The sequence below is a fragment of the Marisediminitalea sp. genome (genome assembly GCF_984433645.1).
The window spans coordinates 1-23,964 of the sequence record NZ_CFIDRX010000026.1; the positions used below are offsets into that span (position 1 = coordinate 1).

General features: G+C 50.2%; 19 protein-coding genes. 10 read left to right on the forward strand and 9 right to left on the reverse strand.

Features of this window, described 5'->3' with window-relative positions; all coding sequences use genetic code 11:
* From AC4MRN_RS05485 to AC4MRN_RS05510, 6 genes are all read left to right on the forward strand, one after another.
* Positions 1–1,085: ammonium transporter family protein (locus AC4MRN_RS05485; RefSeq protein ID WP_490403935.1), on the forward strand; the 1,085-nt coding region annotated here is incomplete at its 5' end.
* Positions 1,086–1,251: 166 nt separating this feature from the next.
* Positions 1,252–2,937 carry a gamma-glutamyltransferase gene (gene ggt, locus AC4MRN_RS05490; protein WP_491202715.1) on the forward strand — a complete coding sequence of 562 codons (1,686 nt, stop codon included), beginning with the start codon at positions 1,252–1,254 and terminating at the stop codon, positions 2,935–2,937.
* Positions 2,938–2,944: 7 nt separating this feature from the next.
* The gene (locus AC4MRN_RS05495) at positions 2,945–3,859 is read left to right on the forward strand and encodes a Dyp-type peroxidase (protein ID WP_073324284.1); all 915 of its coding nucleotides are present in this window, start codon (positions 2,945–2,947) and stop codon (positions 3,857–3,859) included.
* A gap of 27 nt (positions 3,860–3,886) precedes the next feature.
* The gene (gene nhaR, locus AC4MRN_RS05500) at positions 3,887–4,765 is read left to right on the forward strand and encodes a transcriptional activator NhaR (protein WP_370243667.1); all 879 of its coding nucleotides are present in this window, start codon (positions 3,887–3,889) and stop codon (positions 4,763–4,765) included.
* Positions 4,766–4,883: 118 nt separating this feature from the next.
* On the forward strand, positions 4,884–5,765 hold the full coding sequence (gene htpX / locus AC4MRN_RS05505; RefSeq protein ID WP_073324286.1) for a protease HtpX: 882 nt from the start codon (positions 4,884–4,886) through the stop codon (positions 5,763–5,765).
* Between the two features lie 72 nt (positions 5,766–5,837).
* On the forward strand, positions 5,838–6,692 hold the full coding sequence (locus AC4MRN_RS05510) for an endo alpha-1,4 polygalactosaminidase (RefSeq protein ID WP_491202716.1): 855 nt from the start codon (positions 5,838–5,840) through the stop codon (positions 6,690–6,692).
* Here the strand turns inward: AC4MRN_RS05510 and AC4MRN_RS05515 are convergent.
* The 4 genes from AC4MRN_RS05515 to AC4MRN_RS05530 are packed head-to-tail and all read right to left on the reverse strand — an operon-like array spanning position 6,676 to position 10,300.
* Positions 6,676–6,888 carry a hypothetical protein gene (locus AC4MRN_RS05515; RefSeq protein WP_073324287.1) on the reverse strand — a complete coding sequence of 71 codons (213 nt, stop codon included), beginning with the start codon at positions 6,886–6,888 and terminating at the stop codon, positions 6,676–6,678. The genes AC4MRN_RS05510 and AC4MRN_RS05515 overlap by 17 nt on opposite strands.
* A 19-nt stretch (positions 6,889–6,907) precedes the next feature.
* The gene (locus tag AC4MRN_RS05520; RefSeq protein ID WP_491202717.1) at positions 6,908–7,975 is read right to left on the reverse strand and encodes an adenylate/guanylate cyclase domain-containing protein; all 1,068 of its coding nucleotides are present in this window, start codon (positions 7,973–7,975) and stop codon (positions 6,908–6,910) included.
* A gap of 24 nt (positions 7,976–7,999) precedes the next feature.
* Positions 8,000–9,280, reverse strand: coding sequence for a glutamate-1-semialdehyde 2,1-aminomutase (gene hemL, locus AC4MRN_RS05525; protein ID WP_073324289.1), 1,281 nt, complete (start codon positions 9,278–9,280; stop codon positions 8,000–8,002).
* 12 nt (positions 9,281–9,292) lie between these two features.
* Positions 9,293–10,300: an aspartate carbamoyltransferase gene (locus AC4MRN_RS05530; RefSeq protein ID WP_073324290.1), complete on the reverse strand. Its 1,008-nt coding sequence runs from the start codon at positions 10,298–10,300 to the stop codon at positions 9,293–9,295.
* A 383-nt stretch (positions 10,301–10,683) separates the two neighbouring features.
* On the opposite strand from AC4MRN_RS05530, the gene AC4MRN_RS05535 reads away from it, so the two are divergent.
* Entirely contained in the window at positions 10,684–11,361 is a 678-nt protein-coding gene (locus tag AC4MRN_RS05535; RefSeq protein ID WP_491202718.1) for a DUF2982 domain-containing protein, read from the forward strand.
* Here AC4MRN_RS05535 and AC4MRN_RS05540 read toward each other — a convergent pair.
* On the reverse strand, positions 11,358–14,486 hold the full coding sequence (locus AC4MRN_RS05540) for a hybrid sensor histidine kinase/response regulator (RefSeq protein WP_491202719.1): 3,129 nt from the start codon (positions 14,484–14,486) through the stop codon (positions 11,358–11,360). The two genes, AC4MRN_RS05535 and AC4MRN_RS05540, sit on opposite strands and share 4 nt — an antisense overlap.
* Before the next feature lie 210 nt (positions 14,487–14,696).
* Here AC4MRN_RS05540 and parC point away from each other — a divergent pair, with 210 nt between their 5' ends.
* The 3 genes from parC (at position 14,697) to AC4MRN_RS05555 (ending at position 19,795) form a co-directional block, all read left to right on the forward strand.
* Positions 14,697–16,946, forward strand: a complete 2,250-nt coding sequence (gene parC, locus AC4MRN_RS05545; RefSeq protein ID WP_073324293.1) for a DNA topoisomerase IV subunit A — start codon at positions 14,697–14,699, stop codon at positions 16,944–16,946.
* A 147-nt stretch (positions 16,947–17,093) separates the two neighbouring features.
* On the forward strand, positions 17,094–17,630 hold the full coding sequence (locus AC4MRN_RS05550) for a heme NO-binding domain-containing protein (RefSeq protein WP_490402980.1): 537 nt from the start codon (positions 17,094–17,096) through the stop codon (positions 17,628–17,630).
* Positions 17,631–17,632: 2 nt separating this feature from the next.
* Positions 17,633–19,795, forward strand: coding sequence for a putative bifunctional diguanylate cyclase/phosphodiesterase (locus AC4MRN_RS05555; RefSeq protein ID WP_491202720.1), 2,163 nt, complete (start codon positions 17,633–17,635; stop codon positions 19,793–19,795).
* A gap of 70 nt (positions 19,796–19,865) precedes the next feature.
* Here AC4MRN_RS05555 and AC4MRN_RS05560 read toward each other — a convergent pair whose 3' ends face one another.
* The 4 genes from AC4MRN_RS05560 to AC4MRN_RS05575 all read right to left on the reverse strand — a co-directional run.
* Positions 19,866–20,672: a DUF1338 domain-containing protein gene (locus AC4MRN_RS05560; RefSeq protein WP_491202721.1), complete on the reverse strand. Its 807-nt coding sequence runs from the start codon at positions 20,670–20,672 to the stop codon at positions 19,866–19,868.
* 26 nt (positions 20,673–20,698) lie between these two features.
* Positions 20,699–22,171, reverse strand: coding sequence for a succinylglutamate-semialdehyde dehydrogenase (gene astD / locus AC4MRN_RS05565; protein ID WP_491202728.1), 1,473 nt, complete (start codon positions 22,169–22,171; stop codon positions 20,699–20,701).
* A 24-nt stretch (positions 22,172–22,195) separates the two neighbouring features.
* Positions 22,196–23,233, reverse strand: a complete 1,038-nt coding sequence (gene astA / locus AC4MRN_RS05570) for an arginine N-succinyltransferase (protein WP_155013466.1) — start codon at positions 23,231–23,233, stop codon at positions 22,196–22,198.
* Between the two features lie 17 nt (positions 23,234–23,250).
* Positions 23,251–23,964, reverse strand: a 714-nt coding sequence (locus AC4MRN_RS05575; protein WP_491202722.1) for an aminotransferase class III-fold pyridoxal phosphate-dependent enzyme, incomplete at its 5' end; no start/stop codon positions are given.

Below are 23,964 nucleotides of genomic sequence, written 5' to 3' on the forward strand. Positions count from 1 at the left end.
TTGCGATTGCTTGTACTATGTACATGATTTGCGGTTACGGCATCATGTATGGCGGCGACGACTGGAGCCTGTTCCTGAGCGGTATCGTTAGTGACGGTGCTACTGATGTAGCTGAAGATCCAGCCACTTACGCGCCTTCAGCAGACTTCTTCTTCCAGGTAGTATTCGTAGCGACTGCTATGTCTATCGTGTCTGGTGCGGTTGCTGAGCGTATGAAACTTTGGGCTTTCCTGACTTTCTCAGTGGTAATGACTGGTTTCATCTACCCAATGGAAGGTGCATGGACTTGGGGCGGCGTATCTGTATTCGGTATGTATACTCTGGGTGACTTAGGTTTCTCTGACTTCGCCGGCTCAGGTATCGTTCACATGGCAGGTGCTGCTGCAGCACTAGCGGGTGTACTGGTACTGGGTGCTCGTAAAGGTAAATACACTGCTGACGGTAAAGTTAACGCTATCCCTGGCGCAAACCTGCCTCTTGCTACCTTAGGTACATTCATCCTGTGGATGGGTTGGTTCGGCTTCAACGGTGGTTCAGTACTGGCTACTGCTACTGTAGAAAGTGCAAACGCAGTTGCGGTTGTATTCATGAACACTAACGCAGCAGCTGCTGGTGGCTGTATTGCTGCACTGATTGTTGCCCGCATCATGTTCGGTAAAGCTGACCTGACTATGGCACTGAACGGTGCACTGGCTGGTCTGGTAGCTATTACTGCTGAGCCTTCTACGCCTACTCCTCTTACTGCAACTCTGTTCGGTGCACTAGGTGGCGTACTGGTAGTATTCAGCATTGTGACTCTGGACAAACTGAAAATTGATGATCCAGTAGGTGCTATCTCTGTTCACGGTGTTGTAGGTCTGTTAGGTCTTATCCTGGTTCCTTTCACAAACGACGGTTCTTCTATGAGCGGTCAGCTGATTGGTGCTCTGACTATCTTCGTATGGGTATTCGTAACCAGCCTGGTAGCATGGTTAATCATCAAAGCTATCATCGGTGTACGTGTTAGCGAAGAAGAAGAGTTCGAAGGTGTGGATATCAGCGAATGTGGTCTGGAAGCATACCCAGACTTCACAAGCGGTCGCTAATAGCACACTGAGCAATTTAAGATTGGGCACCTAAAACAATATTAATAAGCCTAAATCACTTCAACTCTAACCCCGCATTTGCGGGGTTTTTTCTTATGTATGTGGCCTTCTCTAAGTGCGAAATAGCAGGTATGCTTTGGTTATTTAGCCAACGCTTATAACGACGATGAAAATAATTAGCCGGCTGTTGATATTACTTACGTTTTCCTTTGTCACCCACGCTTACGATCGTGTAACAGGCGCGCCGTTTGCCAGCCGCTCTGAAGTGATTGCCCAACAGGGAATGGCGGCGACCAGTCAGCCACTTGCCACCCAAGTTGCACTCGATATTCTAAAACAAGGTGGCAGTGCGGTTGATGCTGCTATTGCGGCGAATGCCATGCTAGGTCTGGTAGAGCCCACGGGCTGTGGTATCGGAGGCGATCTATTTGCCATCGTGTGGGATGCCGAAACAAAGCAACTGTATGGCCTGAATGCTTCAGGTCGCTCGCCTGCGGCGTTAAAGGCCGAATACTTCACCGAACAAGGGTTAACCACCATTCCGTCTTTCGGGCCATTGCCGGTATCTGTGCCCGGTGCGGTTGACGGTTGGTTCAGCCTGCACGAAAAGTTTGGTCGACTGCCGATGACCAGTCTCTTGTCGCCCGCAATTGAATATGCCCGCAGAGGGCATCCGGTTAGCGAGGTTGTGGCCTATTACTGGCAAATGAATGTCGACCGCATTGGTAAATATGAAGGTTTTGCTGATATTTTCATGCCTAACGGTAAAGCGCCCACTACCGGACAAATCTTCAAAAACCCATCACTGGCAGCAACCTATGAAAAAATTGCTACCGGCGGCCGTGATGCCTTTTATAAAGGCGACATCGCCCGCGTAATCGGTGCATACATGAAAGAGCAGGGCGGCTTTTTAAGTTACGAAGATCTCGCAGCCCATACTTCTGAATGGGTTGAGCCGGTATCCACCAACTATCGGGGCTACGATGTCTGGGAGTTACCGCCAAATGGCCAGGGTATTGCGGCGTTACAGATCCTGAACATACTTGAACAATACGATATTGAAGGCATGGGCTTTGGGTCGGCGGACTATATCCATACTTTTGTGGAGGCGAAAAAACTGGCCTTTGAAGACCGCGCCAAGTATTACGCTGACCCAGCGTTTAACGATATCCCTGTCAGCGCATTAATTTCAAAAGACTATGCACAAAAGCGCCGTGCTCTGATCAACCCTGATAAAGCAGCTAAACGCTACGATGCAGGTGTGGTTGAAGGGGACACCATTTACCTTACCGTTGCCGACAAAGACGGCAATATGGTGTCACTTATACAAAGCAACTACCGGGGAATGGGTTCAGGTATGACGCCACCAGAGCTCGGTTTCATTTTACAAAATCGCGGTGAGTTGTTTACGCTGGCCCCGAATCACTTCAATACTTACGAACCTAAGAAACGCCCCTTCCACACGATCATTCCCGCTATGGTGACGCGCAATAACAAACCCTGGCTAAGTTTTGGGGTGATGGGCGGTGCAACACAGCCACAGATGCATGCGCAAATTGTGGTGAACCTGATCGATTTCGGCATGAACCTGCAGGAAGCCGGCGATGCACCGCGCTTTATTCACGTGGGGTCGAGCAGCCCGACCGGAGCACTGATGAAAGACGGTGGCGAATTGAGTATGGAAACCGGTTTTGCAACAGAAGTGCGTCGTACGTTATACGAGCGGGGGCATCAGTTGTCTGATAAGCTGGGAATATACGGTGGCTATCAAGCCATTCTGTATGATGCCGATAAACAAGTATATTTTGGTGCATCGGAAAGCCGCAAAGACGGGCAAGCCGCAGGGTATTAGGAGTTTTATGTCGCAACCACAAAAAGGTATCTGTGCTGAGCCAAACCTGCACGCACAATATTTATTGTTCAACGTGGTTGACGAGGACAGTCAGGCCGTGCGTGCCAAACTGGGAAGAGTGCTGGAAGTACTGGACCACTACGACAACGAACACTATGAAGCCATGGTGTCGGGTGTCATTGCTGTTGGCAATAACTACTGGAGCGAACTCTTCCCTGGACCCATCCCGGTTGAGCTAACCCCTTTTCCCGATATGCAGTGTGAAGACCGGGTTGCGCCGAGTACACCAACCGATCTGTTTATTCAAATCCGTGCCGACCGTTGGGATATTTGTTACGCCATTGGTCTGGAAGTCATGGAGTTGCTGCGTATTCACGTAGAGTTAGTCGAGCACGTACAGGGGTTCCGCTACCTCGACGGCCGTGACTTAAATGGCTATTTATATGCACCGGACAATCCCAGAGGTATGCAGCGAATGAACGTTGCCGTGCTCGGCGCTGACGAGGAGTTTGTCGGCGGTAGTTATGTGCATGTGCAGCGTTTTCGTCATGACCTACGCCGCTGGCAGAGCTTGTCTCAACGTCAGCAGGAGCAAGTGATGGGCACAACAAAAGAACATAACCTTGCCAGTGTCGAATGTAACCCGTCTTCGCATTCGGTGCGTGCGAACTTAACGTCTCACGAAAACGGTGTCCCAGAGTTATTAAAGCAAGGCATGCCCTATGGCGATATGCTGGTGCAGGGAATGTTTTCGGTCACCTGCTCCTCAAGCTCTCAACCTTTTAAACGCATGTTAGACAGCCAGATATTTGGTACCGGTGATGGTGACTATGACCGTTGGCTGGATTTTACCAGTGCTGAGTCCGGCGGCGCGTATTTTGCGCCTTCGATTAATTTTATTAAGCAGCAAGCCAAGCTTTAGTACTGGCAATTAAACCCACAAGCACGCATGACGCCCGTTAATTTTAACCAGTTGTATTATTTCCATATGGTGGCCGAGCACGGCAGTATTGCCAGAGTCAGCGAGTTGCTGCATATCACGCCTCAGACCATCAGCGGTCAGATCAGTGCACTGGAGGATACCATTGGCGCTCCACTATTTACCCGGCAATCACGTCGACTGGTGCCAACAGAGCTGGGCCACTTGGTGCAGCGTTATGCAACCGATATATTTCAGCTGGGGGACGAGTTAAAAGCCGTCCTTACCCAGCAGCATAGCCAGTGGCAGAGCTTTACGGTAGGCATAACAGACGTGTTGCCTAAAACACTCGTTTACGAAATGCTGAAGCCTGTCCTGGAACTGCCGGTAAAACTGGTATGTCGGGAAGGTGAGTTAACCAGCTTGTTGGGGGAGCTTGCGGTGAATAAGCTGGATATGGTGCTGGCTGACCAACCCATTCAAACCGGCAGTCACGTGAAAGCGTACAGTCACCTGGTGACTGAATCCTCAATGGCGGTATTTGCTACCAAACAATTGGCCATCGAACTGACAAACGGCTTTCCAGAATCCCTCACTGGCAAACGGTTTCTGCTTCAGGGAAAGAAATCGCTGATCAGGCAGAAACTGCTTGGCTGGTTCAGTGAAATGGACATTCAACCCGATATTCACGCTGAGTTTGACGACAGCGCGTTGATGCTGGCATTCGCCCAGCAGGGACTAGGGGCTTTTGCGGCACCGGAACTCCTCTCTGAACACCTGAAAACACAGTACAACCTCATTAAAGTCGGCACTATTAATCGGGTTACCGAACAGTTGTATGCCATTTCCCCAGAGCGAAAGCTCTCACATCCCGCGGTAGTCACACTTGTTAAAGCCCTCCGCAAATAATCAGGTATTTCCTGATTATTTATAAGTTATATTCGATTTTAACTTATAAGTATTGACCCTATATACTCTATGTCTGGGAAATCTCAGAAACAGGTTTCTTTTTTTAGTCGAGGATTTTATGAAACGTATAGTGCTGTTCCTTATCACCAACCTGGCTGTGGTGCTGGTGCTGGGCGTTGTTATGAGCGTTGTTTTCAGCGTTCTGGGTATCAACAGCCAGAGCATGGGTGGGTTATTGGTGTTTGCTGCCATTTTTGGATTTGGCGGCTCATTTATTTCACTGGCGATTTCGAAATGGATGGCGAAGCGTTCAACCGGCGCTGTGGTGATCACAGAACCCCGCAACGCAACAGAGCGTTGGTTATTGGATACGGTGCGCCGCCAGTCTGAAAAAGCCGGTATTGGTATGCCGGAAGTGGCAATTTACGACTCACCGGAAATCAATGCGTTTGCAACCGGTGCGAGTAAGAACAATGCGCTGGTCGCCGTCAGTACAGGGTTGCTACAAGGCATGACGCAGGATGAAGCCGAGGCCGTGTTGGCGCACGAGGTGTCTCACGTAGCCAATGGCGACATGGTCACACTGGCCCTGGTACAGGGTGTGGTGAATACCTTTGTTATCTTCCTTGCGCGGGTTGTTGCAGGCCTCATTAGCAACGTGATGCGCGGGAATGATGAAGAAGGGGAATCCATGGGGGGATTTGCCTATATGATCACCGTGTTTATTCTTGAGATGATATTCGGTGTGTTGGCGAGCATCATTGTGTTTTGGTTCTCACGTCAACGTGAATACCGAGCCGATGCTGGCTCAGCCAAACTGGTTGGCAGCCATAAAATGGTAGCGGCGCTTGAGCGACTGAAGTCTAATCGCGAAAGCCAGCTAGAAGGCACTATGATGGCCTTTGGTATTGCCAACAAGCCGGCGATGTCAGAATTGTTTATGAGTCACCCCCCGCTTGAAAAGCGGATTCAGGCACTTCGCACTACTCTGCATGGATAATTGGTGACCAGGCCGGACGGGTGTCCACTTCCCGTCCGGCTTTTTCTATTTTCAGGCCTTGAGGACTGTAGCGTGTTGTTACCCTATCGCAGTTTGCTTTGTGTTGTTGTGCTTACATTGCTCAGTGGATGCGGGGGTAACAGTCAGGAAGTCCCGCAGTCCTCATCGCCGTTCCCTCTTCCCACACCGGTTAACGGTGACTGGTATGCTCCTTCGTCAGGCACAACCTGGCAATGGCAATTAAGTGGTGAGTTGAACACCCAATATACGGTTGATGTGTATGACGTTGATCTGTTTGATGTCAGCAAGGCACAGATTAGTGAATTACAGGATAAAGGTATTCGGGTGATCTGCTATTTCTCGGCTGGCTCCTATGAAGCCTGGCGTGACGATGCCTCGCAGTTTCCTGCCAGCGCACTTGGCGACACCCTGGATGGCTGGGAAGACGAACGTTGGCTGGATATCCGCGATCAAGGTGTTCTTGCCATCATGAAAACCCGCATCGCATTGGCCAGTGAAAAAGGCTGCGATGCAGTAGAGCCGGACAACGTGGATGGTTATACCAACCAAACCGGATTCAATTTATCTCACGAAGATCAGCTTGCGTTTAATCTGGCATTGTCGATGGCTGCGCACAGTCACGGGCTGGGCATCGGTTTGAAAAACGACCTGGACCAAGTCATCGAACTTGAGCCGTACTTTGACTTCGCGGTTAACGAACAGTGCTTTGAATACAACGAGTGTAACGCTCTGCAGCCGTTTACTGAAAATAATAAAGCGGTGTTTAATGCCGAGTACCACAGCGGCTGGCTTAACGACGCTAACGCACGCGCAACCCTCTGCGACCAAGCCAGCACAATGGGCTTGAGCACATTGATTTTGCCCCTGACACTGGACGACAGTTTTCGCTTTAGCTGCTCGCAGTAGCGGGTAAATCCGGTTTGTTTATTAATACAATCAAATAAATCAGCGCGACTAATGGAATAATGCAGGAGACTGCCAGAGAAATGGCCGTTAGCATGGGAGAGTGTGTTTTTCGCTTGCCCAGATGGTAGCCAATAAAGCCCATCGCAATGGCGGCAAGCACGATGATTTCGCCTACCAGGGTCAAATTGATGTTCAACGTCTTTTCCTTGCGTTTATTAAATCGACACCGAACCATCCCAGTCCGCCGGAATGGTGAGTTGCATCAATTGTTTGCATGTGTCGATATGATAGCTGATTAATGGATCGCCGGGTAGTAAGTTCAGTGCCTGGTGGAAGTGGCCCAGTGCGGCACTGAAGTCCTGCGCTATTCTGCAGGCAAGTCCCTGCTCGATGTAGGGCTGTACCTTAATTTTGTCTTGTAGTATGTCTTCATCGAGGTGGTTGAGCACTTCATAGACCCGGACTGGCGCCTGTCGGCCTTTTACCCTTACCCAGTCTAATACCCGGTAGCGAACATCGGCGGTTTCGCCCATAGCCGCAATGGTTTGGGCACTGACTACGATATCCGCGTGGTACTTGGGAGCTAATCCTTCCAGTCTGAATGCTACGTTTACGCTATCGCCAATCACCGTTGTGTCCATGCGGTCATCGGAGCCGACTGTTCCCAGAATAACCGGGCCAAAATGAATCCCTACACCCACACCAATGCCTGCATAACCCACTTTGGCGCGATGAGAGTTGTAGATTTTGAGCGCTTTCTGCAAATCGATAGCAGCGTTTACCGCATCCTTTGCTTTGGCACTTGCTTCTCCGCCTGGATGATCGAATAGCGCCATAATGGCATCGCCGATGAACTTATCAATGAATCCACCGTTTTGATGAATGGGGTCATTCATGCGCAAAAAATAGGAATTGAGAAAGTTCATTAGCTGCTGTGGGGTCATCTGTTCAGACAAGCCACTGAAACCGCGGATATCGCAAAGTAGTATCGCCACTTCGTCTTCGGCTGCACGGCCCAATTCCAGCGAGTCATCGCCGTGTTTGGCAAAGTGAGCCACAAACTGTTTGGGAACGAATTTCTGAAAAGTCTGAGTCAGGCGCATAGCTTCATCGGCTTTTTCGAGGAAGCGCTGCTCATTGTCGTCAATACGCCCGGCCGGGTTAGGAATTACCCTGGACGCGGATTTAACGATATGGCGGGTGACGCGACGCTGCCGCACTAAGAGCAGCGTCACAACGAATGCATAAAGTCCCAGGCCTGTACATATTATGCCTAATATCATCGTGCTCAGGACTCCGCAAAGTGATTACAAGTTCGCAAATACCTTACGTGCAGCGTCCAGTGTTGCCGTGATGATAGCGTCATCGTGCAATTTCGACACAAAACCCGCTTCGTAAGATGCAGGTGCTAAGTATACACCCTCGTCGAGCATGCCATGATAAAACTGCTTAAATTGCGCCTGATTGCAATTAATGGCCTGCTGGTAGTTAACGACTTTTTCCACGTCGGTAAAGAAAATACCGAACATGCTACCGGCTGAGTTTGTTGTAAGCGGGATGCTGAACTCATTGGCAATAGTCTGGAAGCCTTCAACCAATTTTTGTGTGCTGGCGAAGATGCTGTCATACAAGCCAGGCTCTGCTAACTGATCCAGCGCAGCCAGACCTGCGGCCATGGCAATGGGGTTGCCCGACAGTGTACCGGCCTGATAAATAGGGCCGGTGGGGGCGATATGAGTGAGGATATCACGTTTTCCGCCGAACGCGCCGACCGGCATACCGCCGCCAATGACTTTGCCTAAGCAGGTCAGGTCAGGGGTAATGCCGTAACGCTCTTGGGCTCCGCCACGGCTGACCCGAAAGCCGGTCATCACTTCGTCGAAAATCAGCACGGCACCGTATTCGTCACAAATTGCGCGCAGGCCTTCAAGAAACCCGTCTACCGGTGGAATACAGTTCATGTTTCCGGCAACCGGTTCAACGATAATACAGGCGATGTCGTCTCCGCATTCGGCGAAAATCGCTTTTACGCTGTCCAGGTTGTTAAATTCAACGGTTAACGTGTGCTGAGCCACATCGGCAGGCACACCCGGTGAACTGGGCACACCCAGTGTTAGCGCGCCCGAGCCCGCTTTTACCAGCAACGAGTCAGCGTGACCGTGGTAACAGCCTTCAAACTTAACCAGCTTGTTTTTACCGGTGTAACCACGGGCAAGGCGAATAGCGGACATGGTAGCTTCGGTACCCGAGTTCACCATCCGTACCATTTCCATTGAAGGTACCAGTTCTTTAACCTTTTCGGCCATAATGATTTCGGCTTCCGTCGGCGCACCGAAACTCAGGCCATTTTGTGCTGCAGCAACCACGGCATTGCGAATTTTTTCGTTGTTATGACCCAACACCATTGGGCCCCATGACTGTACATAGTCGATATACTGCTTACCGTCAGCGTCGACGATATACGGGCCGTCTGCTTTGGTGATAAAGCGCGGCGTACCGCCAACGGCTTTAAATGCGCGAACCGGCGAATTCACTCCGCCGGGGATGGTTTTCTGCGCACGTTCAAATAACTGTTCTGATTTTTGCATAAATACTAACTCTTACTTATTGGTGTACCACACCACATCCCGCTCGTATTGAGAGACCAGATTCTCTACCCCGAGGGTAAGGGCAAACAAGGCCATCCGGACTAACACGCCGTTATCGGTTTGACGGAAAATCGCCAGATTCGGGTTCAGGTTGAGGTCGTTGTCTAATTCATTGGCTTCGGTACGTGAATCGCGCGGTAATGGATGCATGATCACGGTTTTTGATTGGAAGTGGCGAGTGTAAATACTCTGATTCAGGCGGAATTTACCACGGTATTTATTGGCTTCATCTTGCGAAGGAAAGCGCTCTTCCTGAATGCGCGTCTGATAACAGATATCCGCATCCATATTGCCTTCCAGCTGTTCGGTAATGTGCAGCGAATGGCCCGCGTCGGTAATGGCATCCAGAATATTCTGTGGCATGGCCAATTCTTTTGGCGAAATCAAAGTAAAACGAATGTTCTTGAATAAACACAGCAGTTTTGACAGTGAGTGAACGGTCCGCCCGTAGCGCAAATCACCAATCATAGCGATGTGCAGTCCATCGATGGTTTTGTTGTTGTACTGCAGTTCGCGTTTAATGGTAAACAAATCGAGCAGTGCCTGAGTAGGGTGCTCGTTAGCCCCGTCTCCGCCGTTAATTACCGGTACCCGGCTGCCTTCCGCAAATTCTGATACAGACCCTGCCGCGGGGTGACGCATAGCGATGATATCGGAATAACCGCTGAGTACCCGGGCCGTATCGTATAGCGATTCGCCTTTGGCCAGAGCGGAGTTTGCCATGCCGGTGGTCTCACGGACTTCACCCCCTAACAGGTTAAAGGCGGTACCAAAACTCACTCGTGTGCGGGTACTGGGCTCGAAAAACAAATTACCTAATATCGCGCCATCAAGAACTGTTGTTCTTTTTTTCCGTTTGGCATAGGGTTCCATGGATTCGGCAACATTAAATACCAAATCGATGGCTTCACGATTAAACTGTGTAACTGAAAGGATGTGATTTCCGGTGAAACTAGACATAGTTGATGCGAATGGCCTAAGTTGGTGAACGGAACAAGTCTGCCTGGCATACATCGCCTGCTACAGGCACTGTGCTTTAAACACTAGCAATTGTAGCAAAAACAGCGGGCAGACGTGCGGATATTCTTTGCGCGGGATCATAGCGATGTGTATCCCAATTGCCAAGCCAAACCGTATGGCTTTTGTCATCATCAACCGGGCACAATAATTCATCCGTTTTCAGTTGGAAAACGTTTAAAGGAAGTTTATGTCTGAACAGCCTTCATCACAGAGAAACGCGCCGCAGCAGAAAAGGAAACGCTGGTGGGCAACTGACTGCCCGGTGTGCATGCGTATGCGTTTGTATGTGGTTTGGACGGTAATTATGCTGGTGGTGTATTTTTATGTCTTCGACAAATGACACAATCCTGATTAAATCGACGGCCAAGCGAAATGGTCTCACAACACTGATCATAGGCGCTATTGCTTTGCTTATTTCATCCTCACTGCTGGTGTTGTTACCCGATTGGCTATTTCTGATTGGGATCTTTATGGTGAGCGGCTCCATCGTGACGCTGCTTATTGGCTGGTTCAAAGTGCGGGAGCCGGAACACAGTTTGTCGATGGATCGTGAGCAAATCAGCTATCAGCACCGCTGCGGGCAGTGGCGCATTGCCTGGGAAGACATTCAGCGCATCGATTGCCCGCGTATTCAGCAGGGGTTAAATCATACCACACTTGATGTGGTGGGTATCAAACTCAAACACTACGACGCGTTTATTACTGCCATCTCGCCTCGCCTTGCCTCGCACCTGATAATGGAGCAGCGGCCGTTATTAATGCACAGCGAAGATAAGTCCTGTACAACGGGCGGCTGCTACAGCAATAGCTTATTCGAAGACAAGCCTTATCAGCTAGCCAATGGACAAACGGTAACGGGTATCAAAGCCATATTGGCCAACCGTATGACAGCGTTGAGAAACAGCCTGGGCTACGATGTGTTTTTGTCAGCCAGTGAGCTTGACCGTTCACCCGAAGCCTTTGTTAACCTACTTCGGGATTGCCAGCAGTCTCGTCATTAGCCGCTGCAGTTTTCCTGAATAAACTTGTTGGCTTGGGCGGCGACGATTTCGCACTCAAGAATAATGGCTGGCAATTGTTCACTCATCTCCGCGTGCTTGCCGAGCTTTAAGTTACTTTCGATTTGATTGGCCAGGGCCTGAAGTTTAGGCACGCCGGTGTAGCAACAGGCGCCATGTAAACGGTGTATTTCGTCCTGTACGCCTTTAAAGTGTCGCGCGTTCCATTCTGTGCGGATCATTTCTACTGTTTTGGGTAGGTGGCTAACAAAGTCACCCAACAACTCCAGGGCAACTTCCCGATTCTGGTTGGCGCGTTTGACTGCCAGTTGCCAGTCAAGAGTGGGGAGAGCCAATGTGGGGTTAGCATTGCTTTGGCACCAGCGTTTTATCAGGTTGATCAGGGTGGCGTATTCAATGGGTTTTGGAAGATAGTCTTCCATACCGGCTGCCAGCAGTCGTTCCTGCTCCTCCTTAAACGCATGGGCGGTAACGGCAATGATAGGTGTGCCTTTATTGAGTTCGGTTTTTCTGATCAGGCGTGATGCCTGTAGGCCGTCGATCCCTGGCATTTGTACGTCCATGAGAATGAGATCATAGGCATTGTTCTGACATTGTTTTACTGCGTCCTGACCACTGCCGGAGAGTGTCAACGTAACCGCAGAGTCTGCCAGCCAGGTATCCAGCAGTTTCAGGTTCATATCCATGTCGTCGACAGCGAGAATGCGGGCGGCAGGCAAAGAGCTGGCTTTCGGCTGTGAGGGTGACTGTGTAATCAGGTGGTCACCGTGCAGAATGCCGTCCAGCTTAGTCGGGGTTAACGGCAGTCGTATTTGCGCCTCAAAATCGTCGATATAGGCGGTATATTCGGTCAGAGGTTCTTCTCCTGCAAACCACAGAATGCGCTTGCCCGCAGGGATGTCGATTAACGTTTCAAGCATCATTTCCCAGGAAGACTGCTTGTAGTTGGGTAACGTTGCAAACAGGTAGTCAAATTTGCCTGTCGCCCGGCGTAAATAGTCGAGAGACTCAGCACTGTGTACCCGCGCGCCAAGGCTGGTGAGCATTTTGGCGCTGGCGCGTCTGCTAACCGGGTGAGGGTCGAATAACAATACGCGCTTATCCTGCCATTCAGTGTTGCCTGTCAGTGTATATCGCTGACTAAGCTGGTTCGTTCTTATGGTAACTGTGAACAGGCTGCCCTGACCCGGAATACTCTGTAAATGCAAAGAACCGCGCATGAGTTTCACCAGTTCCTGACAAATCACCAGCCCGAGCCCGGTGCCCTGATAACTTCGATTGAGTGAATCGTCCAACTGGGAAAACGCATTAAACAGTTTATTGCGGTCCTTGCGGCTTATACCAATCCCCGTGTCTTCGATCTTTATTTCCAGTTCATGGATACCGTGGGGTTTGGAGCAGCCATCTACCGAGAGTTTAATGTAACCTTCAGAGGTGAATTTAAGCGCATTGCTCAACAAGTTGTTGAGTACCTGGCGGATCCGAAACAAATCACCAATGAGTTTTTCAGGCAACGGCGCCAGCTCGAACACAAACTCCAACCCTTTCATGTGCGCGGACTTGCTCATCATGGTTACCATTTCTTCGAACAGCGAATTGGGCGAGAATGGTTGGTTATTGACGTTGAGTTTCCCGGCTTCAATTTTAGAGAAATCCAGCACGTCGTTCACGATGGTCAGCAGGTTGTCGGCAGCCGCATTAATAATATGCACCTGCTCCATTTTGTCGGCGGGCAGTGGCAGGTTGGTTAATTCCTTACTGAAACCCAGAATCGCGTTGAGCGGCGTGCGGATTTCGTGACTCATATTGGCCAGGAATTGTGATTTAACATTACTGGCCTTAATGGCATCCTTGCGGGCAATATCGAGGCGCGCGTTTTGTTCCTCAATCAGCTCCATATTATGGCGTAATTCATCTGTCGCTTCAGACACATCGTTTTCCAGACGGCTGCGGCTTTTCTCCATCAATGCAATTGAGAATAATCCGGCTTCGCAGAACACCGCCACCTGAAAACAATAGGTGGTAAACATGTTGGATGGCACGACGCCAATCAGGCTCAGCATACCAATGAGTGCACCGGTAGCCAGAATGCTCCAGGCGAATATAAAGTACCGGGCTGGCTTATATTTTTTAATGTAAGCCTCGAAACCCGCTGCGATATAGCTACAAATAGACAGCATTGAAATGCCGTAAATCAGGTTGTGCTCCCAGGTCGGCGGCAGAATTCCCAGTAGAGCGACAAGCCCCATTGCGCCCTGTAACCATAAAAAGGCAATAACCACCGGGTGGGTAGAGGGCGCGTTCTCTTTGGTCTCCAGGAATATCAGCGAGAATATCCCGGAACAAATCCCGATAATGACGAATATCAGCGAAGTATAAGGGGAAAAAATGGGCGACAGGGTATCGGGAAAGAAGAAGTGTAAGTGACCACCCCATACAAATTGCCAAATCAGCACCGCCGAAATATAGGTGACATACCCTACCAGACTTAATTCTCGCGAGCCTAAAAACAGCACGAAATTATACAGTGCCAGGATCATCAACCCACCGTAGAAAAAGCCCCACAGTAAATTGTCGACCTGGCTAATAATGATTTGTTTGGTTTGCGATGTTACATACACAGGCGCAATGAGTGCAGAGGAACTGCTTTGAACCCGAATGAAGAGTTCCGCCTCTACGCCTATCGGTAAAGCGGTGTTGAAAACCGGAATGCGAAAATGTTGCTCAGGCTGAAATTTACCCTGATGGCTCTGATCAATCACCTGGTTATCAACCACAACGTAAAAATCAACTTTGTCGAGCTGACTAAAGTTAAGTGAAAACACCCACTCATCGGTGTGTGACACATTGGATATGTCGGCATGCAGCCAGAGGCCGTTTTCACTGAAGCCGTAATTGGGGTTGTTGTCGGCCTGATAAATAAACTCGTGACGCAGCTTCAGGACTTCGCCAATGGTCAACTGTTCACGGTTTTCGCGGTACACAGAGAAGTTGTCGGCCAGTAACTGCATTTGCTCATCGTCATACAGATGAACAGCACTTTGCACTGGCATTCCCATGGCGCACAGAAGCAGAAAACACCACCATCTAACCGGGAAACTACGCATAAACTTTTCTGATCCTTGATAATACCGCCATAGAAAGACACGTCTATTAAACCCTAACTTTCACTTGTCTGCAAAAACAGTGAATTAGCACAAATCCTGAGCGAGCTATCTATTGCGATTACGTCTTGTTTATCTCACAATGGGTCAAAGAATACCTACGTTGAAGCAGCCGCGCCTGCGTTAGCATTACGACGAGAATAATAACGACCCATGAGCGACGAAATCACCATTAATCAAGACGGTGTAGAACAACTTCCAATACGCAAGTTTACCGAAGATGCCTACCTGAATTATTCCATGTACGTCATTATGGACCGGGCCCTGCCGAATATTGGCGATGGCTTAAAGCCGGTTCAGCGACGGATTATTTACGCTATGTCTGACCTGGGCTTGAGCGCGACGGCTAAATATAAGAAGTCTGCGCGTACCGTGGGTGATGTGTTGGGTAAGTTCCACCCTCATGGTGACTCAGCATGCTACGAAGCTATGGTCTTAATGGCTCAGCCGTTTTCTTACCGTTACCCACTGGTTGATGGACAAGGTAACTGGGGGGCGCCGGACGATCCGAAGTCGTTTGCGGCAATGCGTTATACTGAAGCGCGACTGTCTAAGTTCAGTGAAGTACTGTTGTCAGAGCTCGGTCAGGGCACAACAGACTGGGTACCTAACTTTGACGGCACCCTGAATGAACCCAAGGTATTACCGTCTCGTTTACCTCATATATTGTTAAATGGCGTAACGGGAATCGCGGTTGGTATGGCAACTGACATTCCGCCTCATAATGTGCGTGAAGTGGCCAATGCGTGTGCGCGATTGCTGGACAACAGCAAAACCGAATTACACGAACTGCTGGAAGACATACAAGGCCCGGATTTTCCAACCGAAGCTGAAATCATCACGCCGCGAAGCGATATTCAGAAGCTGTATGAGACCGGACGTGGCAGCGTAAAAATGCGCGCGGTATACCAGGAAGAAAATGGCGATGTGGTGATTACTGCGTTACCGCATCAGGCCTCTGGCGCAAAAATCCTGGAGCAAATTGCTGGCCAAATGCAGGCCAAAAAGCTGCCTATGGTCAGTGACCTGCGCGATGAGTCCGATCACGAAAATCCGACCAGACTGGTTATTGTGCCGCGCTCCAACCGCGTAAATGTTGAACAGCTTATGCAGCACCTTTTCGCCACCACGGATTTAGAGAAGAGCTACCGGGTCAATCTGAACATGATTGGTCTGGACGGGCGCCCTCAGGTCAAAGACCTTCGTACCATCCTGTCGGAATGGCTGGTATTCCGCAAAGACACCGTCACACGCCGCTTGCAATACCGTTTGGATAAGGTACTGGCACGCTTGCATATTCTTGAAGGTTTGATGATCGCCTTTTTGAATATCGATGAAGTGATTGAAATCATTCGTTTCCACGATGAACCCAAAGCCGAATTAATGCGTCGCTTTAGTTTAAGCGACAAACAGGCCGAGGCGATCCTGGAGTTGAAGTTACGTCACCTGGCGAAACTCGAAGAAATGAAAATTAAGGGCGAGCAGGAAGAGCTGGCTGCTGAACGCGACCATCTGCAACAACTGCTGGGCTCTGACCGCCGTTTGAAAACCTTGATCAAAAAAGAGTTGCTGGCAGACGCAGAAAAGTATGGCGATGATCGTCGCTCTCCCATAGTGCAACGTTCTGAAGCCAAAGCATTGAGTGAAAAAGAACTGGTACCCAGTGAACCAGTAACTGTTGTACTGTCTGAAAAAGGCTGGGCGCGCTGTGCGAAAGGGCATGACATTGATGCCGAAGCACTTAGCTATAAAGCCGGAGACAGCTACCTGGCCAGCGCTATGGGGCGCAGCAACCAACCCGTGGTGTTCCTCGACACCTCCGGGCGGGCATTCTCTTGCGATGCGCACGGATTACCATCGGCACGGAGCCAGGGCGAACCACTAACCGGCCGTTTTAGCATGGTTGCAGGTGAGCAATTTGCGCATGTTGTTATGGGTAATGACGATAGCAAATACCTGATTGCGTCAGATGCGGGTTATGGTTTTGTGGGCACGTTCAATGACATGGTCAGCAAAAACAAAGCCGGTAAAGCCTACATTAACCTCCCGACCGGGGCGAAAGTCATTGCGCCGCAAACAGTGGAGAATCTCGAATCTGACTGGTGCCTTGCGATCTCCAACGAGGGCAGAATGCTGATGTTCCCGTTGCGAGACCTGCCCAGCCTGGGCAAAGGTAAGGGCAATAAGATCATCAGTATTCCGTCTGCGAAAGCGCAAATTCACGAAGAGTATGTGAAAGTGCTGGCAGTGGTGCCCGATGGCAAAGCGGTGAAACTGTCTGCAGGCAAGCGCAGCATGACGCTCAGTGCCGATGATTTAACCCACTATCAGGGAGAGCGGGGTCGCCGGGGTAATAAGTTGCCAAGAGGCCTGCAACGCGTAGACGCTATCGAGATCGAATAACCCGGTTTAATACCGGAATAGATATCTACTTTCTGATAAAAATGCGCTATTTAGGCGCATTTTTTTTGTGCTTTTTTCTGGCTCTTCTACACTTTGTTTATAGGGTTCGGCCATTTAAAATGAACAGGTTTTAGTTAGGAGACAGACGTGCTTGGGATAGTTTTTACTACTCTGGTGGACATGCTCGAAGAGAAAATTTCGCCCGAGTTTGCCGATGAAGTGTTGGTGGAGGCCGATCTGGAAAACGAAGGGGCGTTCACAGCGGTGGGCTACTATCCGTTTTCCGAAATGGAAAAGATTCTGGCGGTACTGGTTAACAAAACGGGTCAGTCAGCGGATGAGCTTCTGTACGGGTTCGGCGAATATTTATTTGGCGTGTTGGCGAAAGCTCACGGCGAGGTAATGACCGGAAAAATTACCATTTTAGATGTGTTGGAGAGCCTGGATAACGATATTCACGTGCAGGTCAGAAAGCTTTACCCAGATGCAGATCTCCCCTCGTTTAAGGTGATGTCTCGTACGCAAAATTCGATAGAGCTTGAATATCACTCTCAGCGCGATTTGTTCAAACTGGCTGAAGGGTTAATTGATGGCGCGGCAAAACACCTTGGTAACGTCGTCACGCACCATGTCCAAAGTACCAATGAACCACACACGTACATTATTCGCGTGGATATGGAGTAGTTGTGACCCTCTCTCAACACGATATTACGCCTGATGTCGCGTCGCTTACTCGCCGTCTAAAGCGAGAAAAAGCGGCGCGTCAGCAAGCCGAAACACTCCTCACCGAAAAAAGCCGGGAGTTGTTTGAGGCTTTGCAACAAAGTCAGACTAACCAGGAAAAGCTGGAGCTTGCCTTATGGGCGACACAGGAGTCGTATTGGGAGTGGCACGCAACGGATGACGCTTTTCTGGTGAAATCGTTTGGGTTGAGAAAAAAGCAGGTAAAGGAGTCCAGGCACAGTGCGATTGCCCTGATGGCAATAGTGCATGAGGATGACTTACCTACCATACAATTTCAGTGGTCCCTTGCAGTACACAGTGGCTGTGACGACATAGAGCTTACCTTTCGGGTTAAGAGCGTGCGCGGCGATCAATGGATGCGCTCTCGTGGCAGAGTATTGCGGCGGGACGATAACGGCACCGCTGTGTATATTGTAGGTACCAGCAAGGACATCACACGTCAGCAAAAAGCAGAACAGTCTTTCCAGCTCATGGCGTCGGCGTTCTCCAGTTCGCGCGAGCCGATGCTGGTGTTGTCTGACGACTTTACCATTACTGAGTCAAATGAAGCATTTCTGTCGCTTGCCCAGCTTAATGCCAAGCATGAATGCGAGCACCAACCCCTCACTGCATTTTTACAAGGTGCTAAAGATAAACTCCAACAGTTGCCCAAATTGGGGCAGTTGCAGTTCGATACCCACCTGATCAGCGTCTCTGGTACTACTATTCCGGTCGAACTGTCGCTAGCCATGTTCGAATCAAGGCAGCAAGGCTCGACTTACCTGATAGCTACTATCAGAGACATTAGTGAGCGCAAACAAAACGAAGAGCGCCTGCGCGAGCTAGCTACCCATGACGACCTGACAGGGTTGAAAAACAGGCTGGGCCTGAATGCAGCCCTGAAAGCAATGACAGAACGCGAAGAACCGTTTGCACTGGCATTTATCGATCTGGATGGGTTTAAAACCGTTAATGATTTGGCGGGGCACGACTCCGGAGACAATTGTCTGGTTGCCGTCGCTAATACATTAAAAGAGGTATACACCGGTGATGCCGAAATTACCCGTTGGGGCGGCGATGAATTCCTGATAGCGATCCCCGGAGAGGATGAGCAACAATGCGTAGATCAAAGCCAGGCGTTAATTGAGGCGTTGGAAGCGCTGAGCTTCGGCGTTAGTGGCAATGACGTTCGGTTGTCTGCAAGTATCGGGGTTGCCTATTTCCCGGCACACGGAAATTGTGTTGAAGCCTTGATTCAAAACGCCGACGCAGCGATGTATCAGGCTAAAACCCTCGGTAAAGGACAGGTGTTTGTCTACCGCCATGGCCTTATTGAAAGTATGAAAGAGCAGGTGACCTTGCTCACCGACTTACACCGCGCTATTCGCACTCGCTCGTTGGATTTTTACTTACAGGGTAAATTCAGTTCGACGGGCAAACTGATTGGGGCAGAACTCTTATGTCGCTGGTTCTCGCCACTGCATGGCATGGTGAGTCCCGGAACGTTTATTCCTCTGGCAGAAGCACATGGGCTTGACGGTGAAATCGGGCTGATGGCGCTGGAGTCGGCTTGTGAGTACATTGCTATGATGGAAGCGGAAGGGCTGAGTGTGCCCATGTCGGTGAATATCAGTGCTAATCAGTTGCTCGAGCCAGGATTTGCCGGCATTGCCTTGTCGATTTGCGATGAGCATGTTGTTGCGCCACAAATGATAGAAATAGAGATCACCGAGTCTATTTTTATTCAGGACGAGTCGAGTGCACTACGCGCATTAACCGAACTGCGTAATGCCGGGTTTGTGCTGTCTTTAGATGATTTCGGCAGCGGATTCTCGTCGTTGAGCTATCTGCGTACCTTCCAGTTTGACGTTATTAAGATCGACCGTTCTCTGGCAAAAGATATTCATTGCTCAACTAAAGCGCTATCACTGCTGTCAGGGTTAGTAAAAATGCTTAACAGTCTGCAGTACAAAGTGCTGGTGGAAGGGGTGGATAACCTGGCTTACATCCCGCTCATGGAAGATATGGGCATTTCGGCCTATCAGGGATTCCTGTTTGAAAAGCCCATTCCTTACGACCAGTTCATCTACAAGCACGTACACAGTTCAATTACGCTGGAAGACTGAGGGGCAGGTCGATAAAGAAAGCGCAGCATAATGACACCCAAAGTGTCACTATGCTGACTCTGTGCAGGATTTACTTGGCGTTGGTGCTTTCGAAAATCTTATCTGCTGACGCTTCAACAAACCCCTGATACAACTCACCGTCAGGCATAGTGTAACGCTGGGCAAATTCGTAGAAACAGCTGGGGATTGTTAACGACGCATCACTGAACGCCAGTTCAATTTTATCGGCCATCGTTGAAGATTGAGCCAGGAAGACCGACTCGCCGCCTTTGATCTCCCCACCAACGGTGTTCAACACAAAGCCAGCTTCTTTCAACAGGGTATTGACCTGTTCGAGGCTGTCGCTGTTGTTCAGGTGGTTCACACTCACGGTAAAGTGATTCGCACGGAACCCCCAGGCTGCAAGCCACCCGGCGTATTCAGACTCACTGATAAGTGCCTGATACTCCTCGCTCGACAACTGCCATTGACGTCCTGAGTACAGGAAGTTGTCTGCCGTTACGACTTCTTCGGACATCTGCTCTACCAGACCCTGAATGATCTTCTGAGCACCTTCCGACAGCTCTTCTACGCGCAGTTGGCTTATGAACACCTTCGGCTTGGTTGTGTCCGGGTGCTCGAAGTGTTTCGCATCCAGCTTTTTAGCCTTGAAGTTGTACTGGCCCTTCTCTTCGTAACCCAATGCTAAGAAGTGCGCCGCCAGCTTATCCAGATTGGTTTTTTCCAGATTAAACGTACGGAACGCGACATGATCATTAACGATTTCAGGGCTGTTCTCTTCACCCGCCAGTAGTTCGTGAATACGCTTGGCGCTTGGGGTGATTTGCACATAATCCTGCCACATATTGGCAAACAGGGTACTGATATTGTTGTGCATAGTATTCTGTCGTTCCTTATAGTCTGTTACAGCGTTAAGCCGGGGCTTAACGTACCAGGTAGGGCTACTTTATCCAGTTCAACTGAAGCCACCGGGTAAGCACAGTAGTCAGCCGCGTAATACGCGCTGGCTCTGTGGTTACCACTTTCGCCTATGCCACCAAACGGTGCTGCACTGCTGGCACCGGTAATAGGACGGTTCCAGTTAACAATGCCTGCACGAATATGCTGGAAAAAGTGCTGGTAGTCAGCCTCAGAGTCGCTCAGTAAACCTGCAGACAAGCCGAAACGCGTGTTGTTAGCCTGCGCAATGGCGGTGTCGAAGTCGGTATAACGAATTACTTTGAGCAGCGGGCCAAAGTGTTCCTCATCCGGCATGTCTTCAACGATGTCTGTAACGTCCAGAATACCCGGGGTAACAAAGCCGGTATTTTCGTCGGTGTGCGTTAGTGTCAGTAACGCTTTGGCGCCCAGGTCGAGTAATTCCTGCTGGGCAGCAACCATACCTTTAGCTGCAGCAGCGCTGACCATGGCGCCCATGAAAGGCTGCTCTTCAGCGTCGTAATGTCCTACCTGAATGGCTTTAGTCGCGTCAACTAACGCGGCCATTAACGCATCACCCTGTGCATTTGCCGGTATAAACAGACGGCGCGCGCAAGTGCAGCGCTGGCCTGACGTAACAAAGGCTGACTGAATAATGTCGTGCACGGCTGCTTTGGTGTCGGCAACATCGGTAACGATTAACGGGTTATTACCGCCCATTTCCAGGGCCAGAATTTTGCCCGGGTGACCTGCGAATTGTTCGTGCAGGATTTTACCTGTGCGTGAGCTACCGGTGAAAAACAGGCCGTCTAACTGTGGGTGGCTGGCCAACGCCTTGCCAGTTTCCACTTCGCCCTGAACCAGGTTCAGCACGCCTTTAGGTAACCCGGCCTGTTCCCATAGCTTCACCATCGCCTCTGCAACGGCTGGTGTTAAATCGCTGGGCTTGAACACAATAGTGTTGCCTGCAATCAGTGCTGGCACAATGTGACCATTAGGTAAGTGACCCGGGAAGTTGTAAGGGCCAAATACCGCAACCACACCATGGGGTTTATGACGAATAAACGCTTTGCCTACCGGCATGGCATTTTCAACGGTACCGGTGCGCTCAAAATACGCTTTTTCTGAAATCCCGATTTTACCGATCATGGCGGCGACTTCGGTAGCGGTTTCCCATAACGGCTTACCGGTCTCCTGCGCAATTAATGCAGCCAGTTCTGGTTTGTTAGCCGCCAGTAATTCACCGTACTGTTTGATGACGGCCAGGCGTGCTTCAACTGTCAGCGCAGACCAGGCTGGCAATGCTGTTCTGGCGGCATTTACCGCGTCATTTACCTGCTCAGCAGAGGCTGCATTGCCTTGCCAGAATACGTGGTTTTTCGCTGGATCAGTTGACGCGATAGAGGCACCTTGGCCTTCAATCCACTGTCCATTTATAAAATGTGTGGTTGGCATAATTCTGTCCTGATGCTTGTAATTGATTTAATCTCGGGGTGTTACCGAAGCAAAGCGAATGGCATCACCTTCTTCTATGGCAAGCGCTGCCGCTGCCTTATGTGAGATCACTGCTGTGTCGGTTTGATTGTCGTAACGGACATCAGCCATGACGGCGCGGAAATCTTTCACCGAGGTGTTGATGATGTAGCACAACTCGCCATCTTGTGCGGCTGACTGGTCGTCAATGTGTGCCGCAGCGCGTTTACTGCGCTGTGCGGTACGAATATTACTGAGGTTTGCCTCAACAGTAGGGCCGCCATCAAAAATGTCTACGTAGCCGCGACAACTAAAACCTTCTTCCTGTAACAAGCGCAACGCTGGTTCGGTTTTCTTGTGCACCTTACCAATCACGTTTTGTGCTTCCTGACTTAACAGGTTGACGTAAATGGGATACTTGGGCATCAACTCAGCAATGAACACCTTGTTGCCGATCCCGGTCAGGTAATCGGCGGTGGGGAAGTCCATTGAAAAGAAATGGGCTTCCAGCCATTCCCAGAACGGCGAACGACCATTTTCATCACTCACGCCACGCATTTCGGCTATTACGGTTTCGGCGAAGCGTGCCTGGTGTTCCTGCATAAACAGAAAACGGACTTTAGACAAAAAGCGGCCGTTAAGGCCCTTGCGGGCACTTTCCCGCAAGAACAACGTACAAATCTCGCTTACACCGGTGTAGTCGTTACAAAACGTCAGGATTTCCACCGTGTTGTGTATATTCAGTTCGCGTGAAGCGTGGACGACTTTGCCTACGTGATAATGATAGAACGCGTCGTCCGTACCCACTGCCGCTTCGATACCGGTTGTCCCTACCACATCACCGGTTGTCGCGTCTTCCATTACAAACAGATACGATTCACTGCCTGGCGCGGTAACCTCACTGCCGAAAGAGTCGGTGGATCTGTTAATTTTACGCTGCAACAGTTCCTCGTTCACTGGCAAAGACGTAAAGCCAATGCCAGATTCCTCAGCTATTGCATACAGCGCTGCGTAATCGCTTTGTTGTATTGGGCGAATGATGTACATGGTTAGCTCTCTTATAGCTACTTCGCTGCCACGACGCTGGCTACGGCTTTTTCGAAGCGTACCAAACCTTCCGCAATATCTTCGTCAGGAATGATCAGCGACGGTGCGAAACGCACTACGTTAGCACCTGCAACCAGACACATCAGTTGTTGCTGTGTTGACGCATCCAGGAACGCGCGTGACTGGCCGGCGAAGTCTTCGGTTAACGCACATCCTAACAGCATGCCTTTACCACGGATTTCGCTAAACACTTTGTGCTTATCGTTGATGGTTGCCAGGGTGTCACGGAAAAGCTGCTCTTTGCGCTTAACGCCTTCCAGGACCGCCGGATCGTTAATGATATCGAACGTGCGTTCTGCCACGGCACACGCCAGTGGGTTACCACCGTAAGTGCTGCCATGCGTACCGGGTTTGAAGTGTGCAGCGATGTCAGTTGTGGTTAGCATTGCGCCTACAGGGAAGCCACCGCCCAGCGATTTTGCAGTGGTCAGAATATCTGGCGTTACGTCCAGACCCATGTACGCATAAAGGTGACCAGTTCGGCCTACACCCGATTGCACTTCATCGAAAATCAACAGCGCATTGTGCTTGTCGCACAGCTCGCGAACGCCTTTTACGAAGGCCGGATCAGGCGAAATAATACCGCCTTCACCCTGCAGAGGTTCCATCATTACCGCACAGGTATTGTCCGAAATCAGCGCTTCAAAAGCAGCCAGGTCGTTGTAAGCACA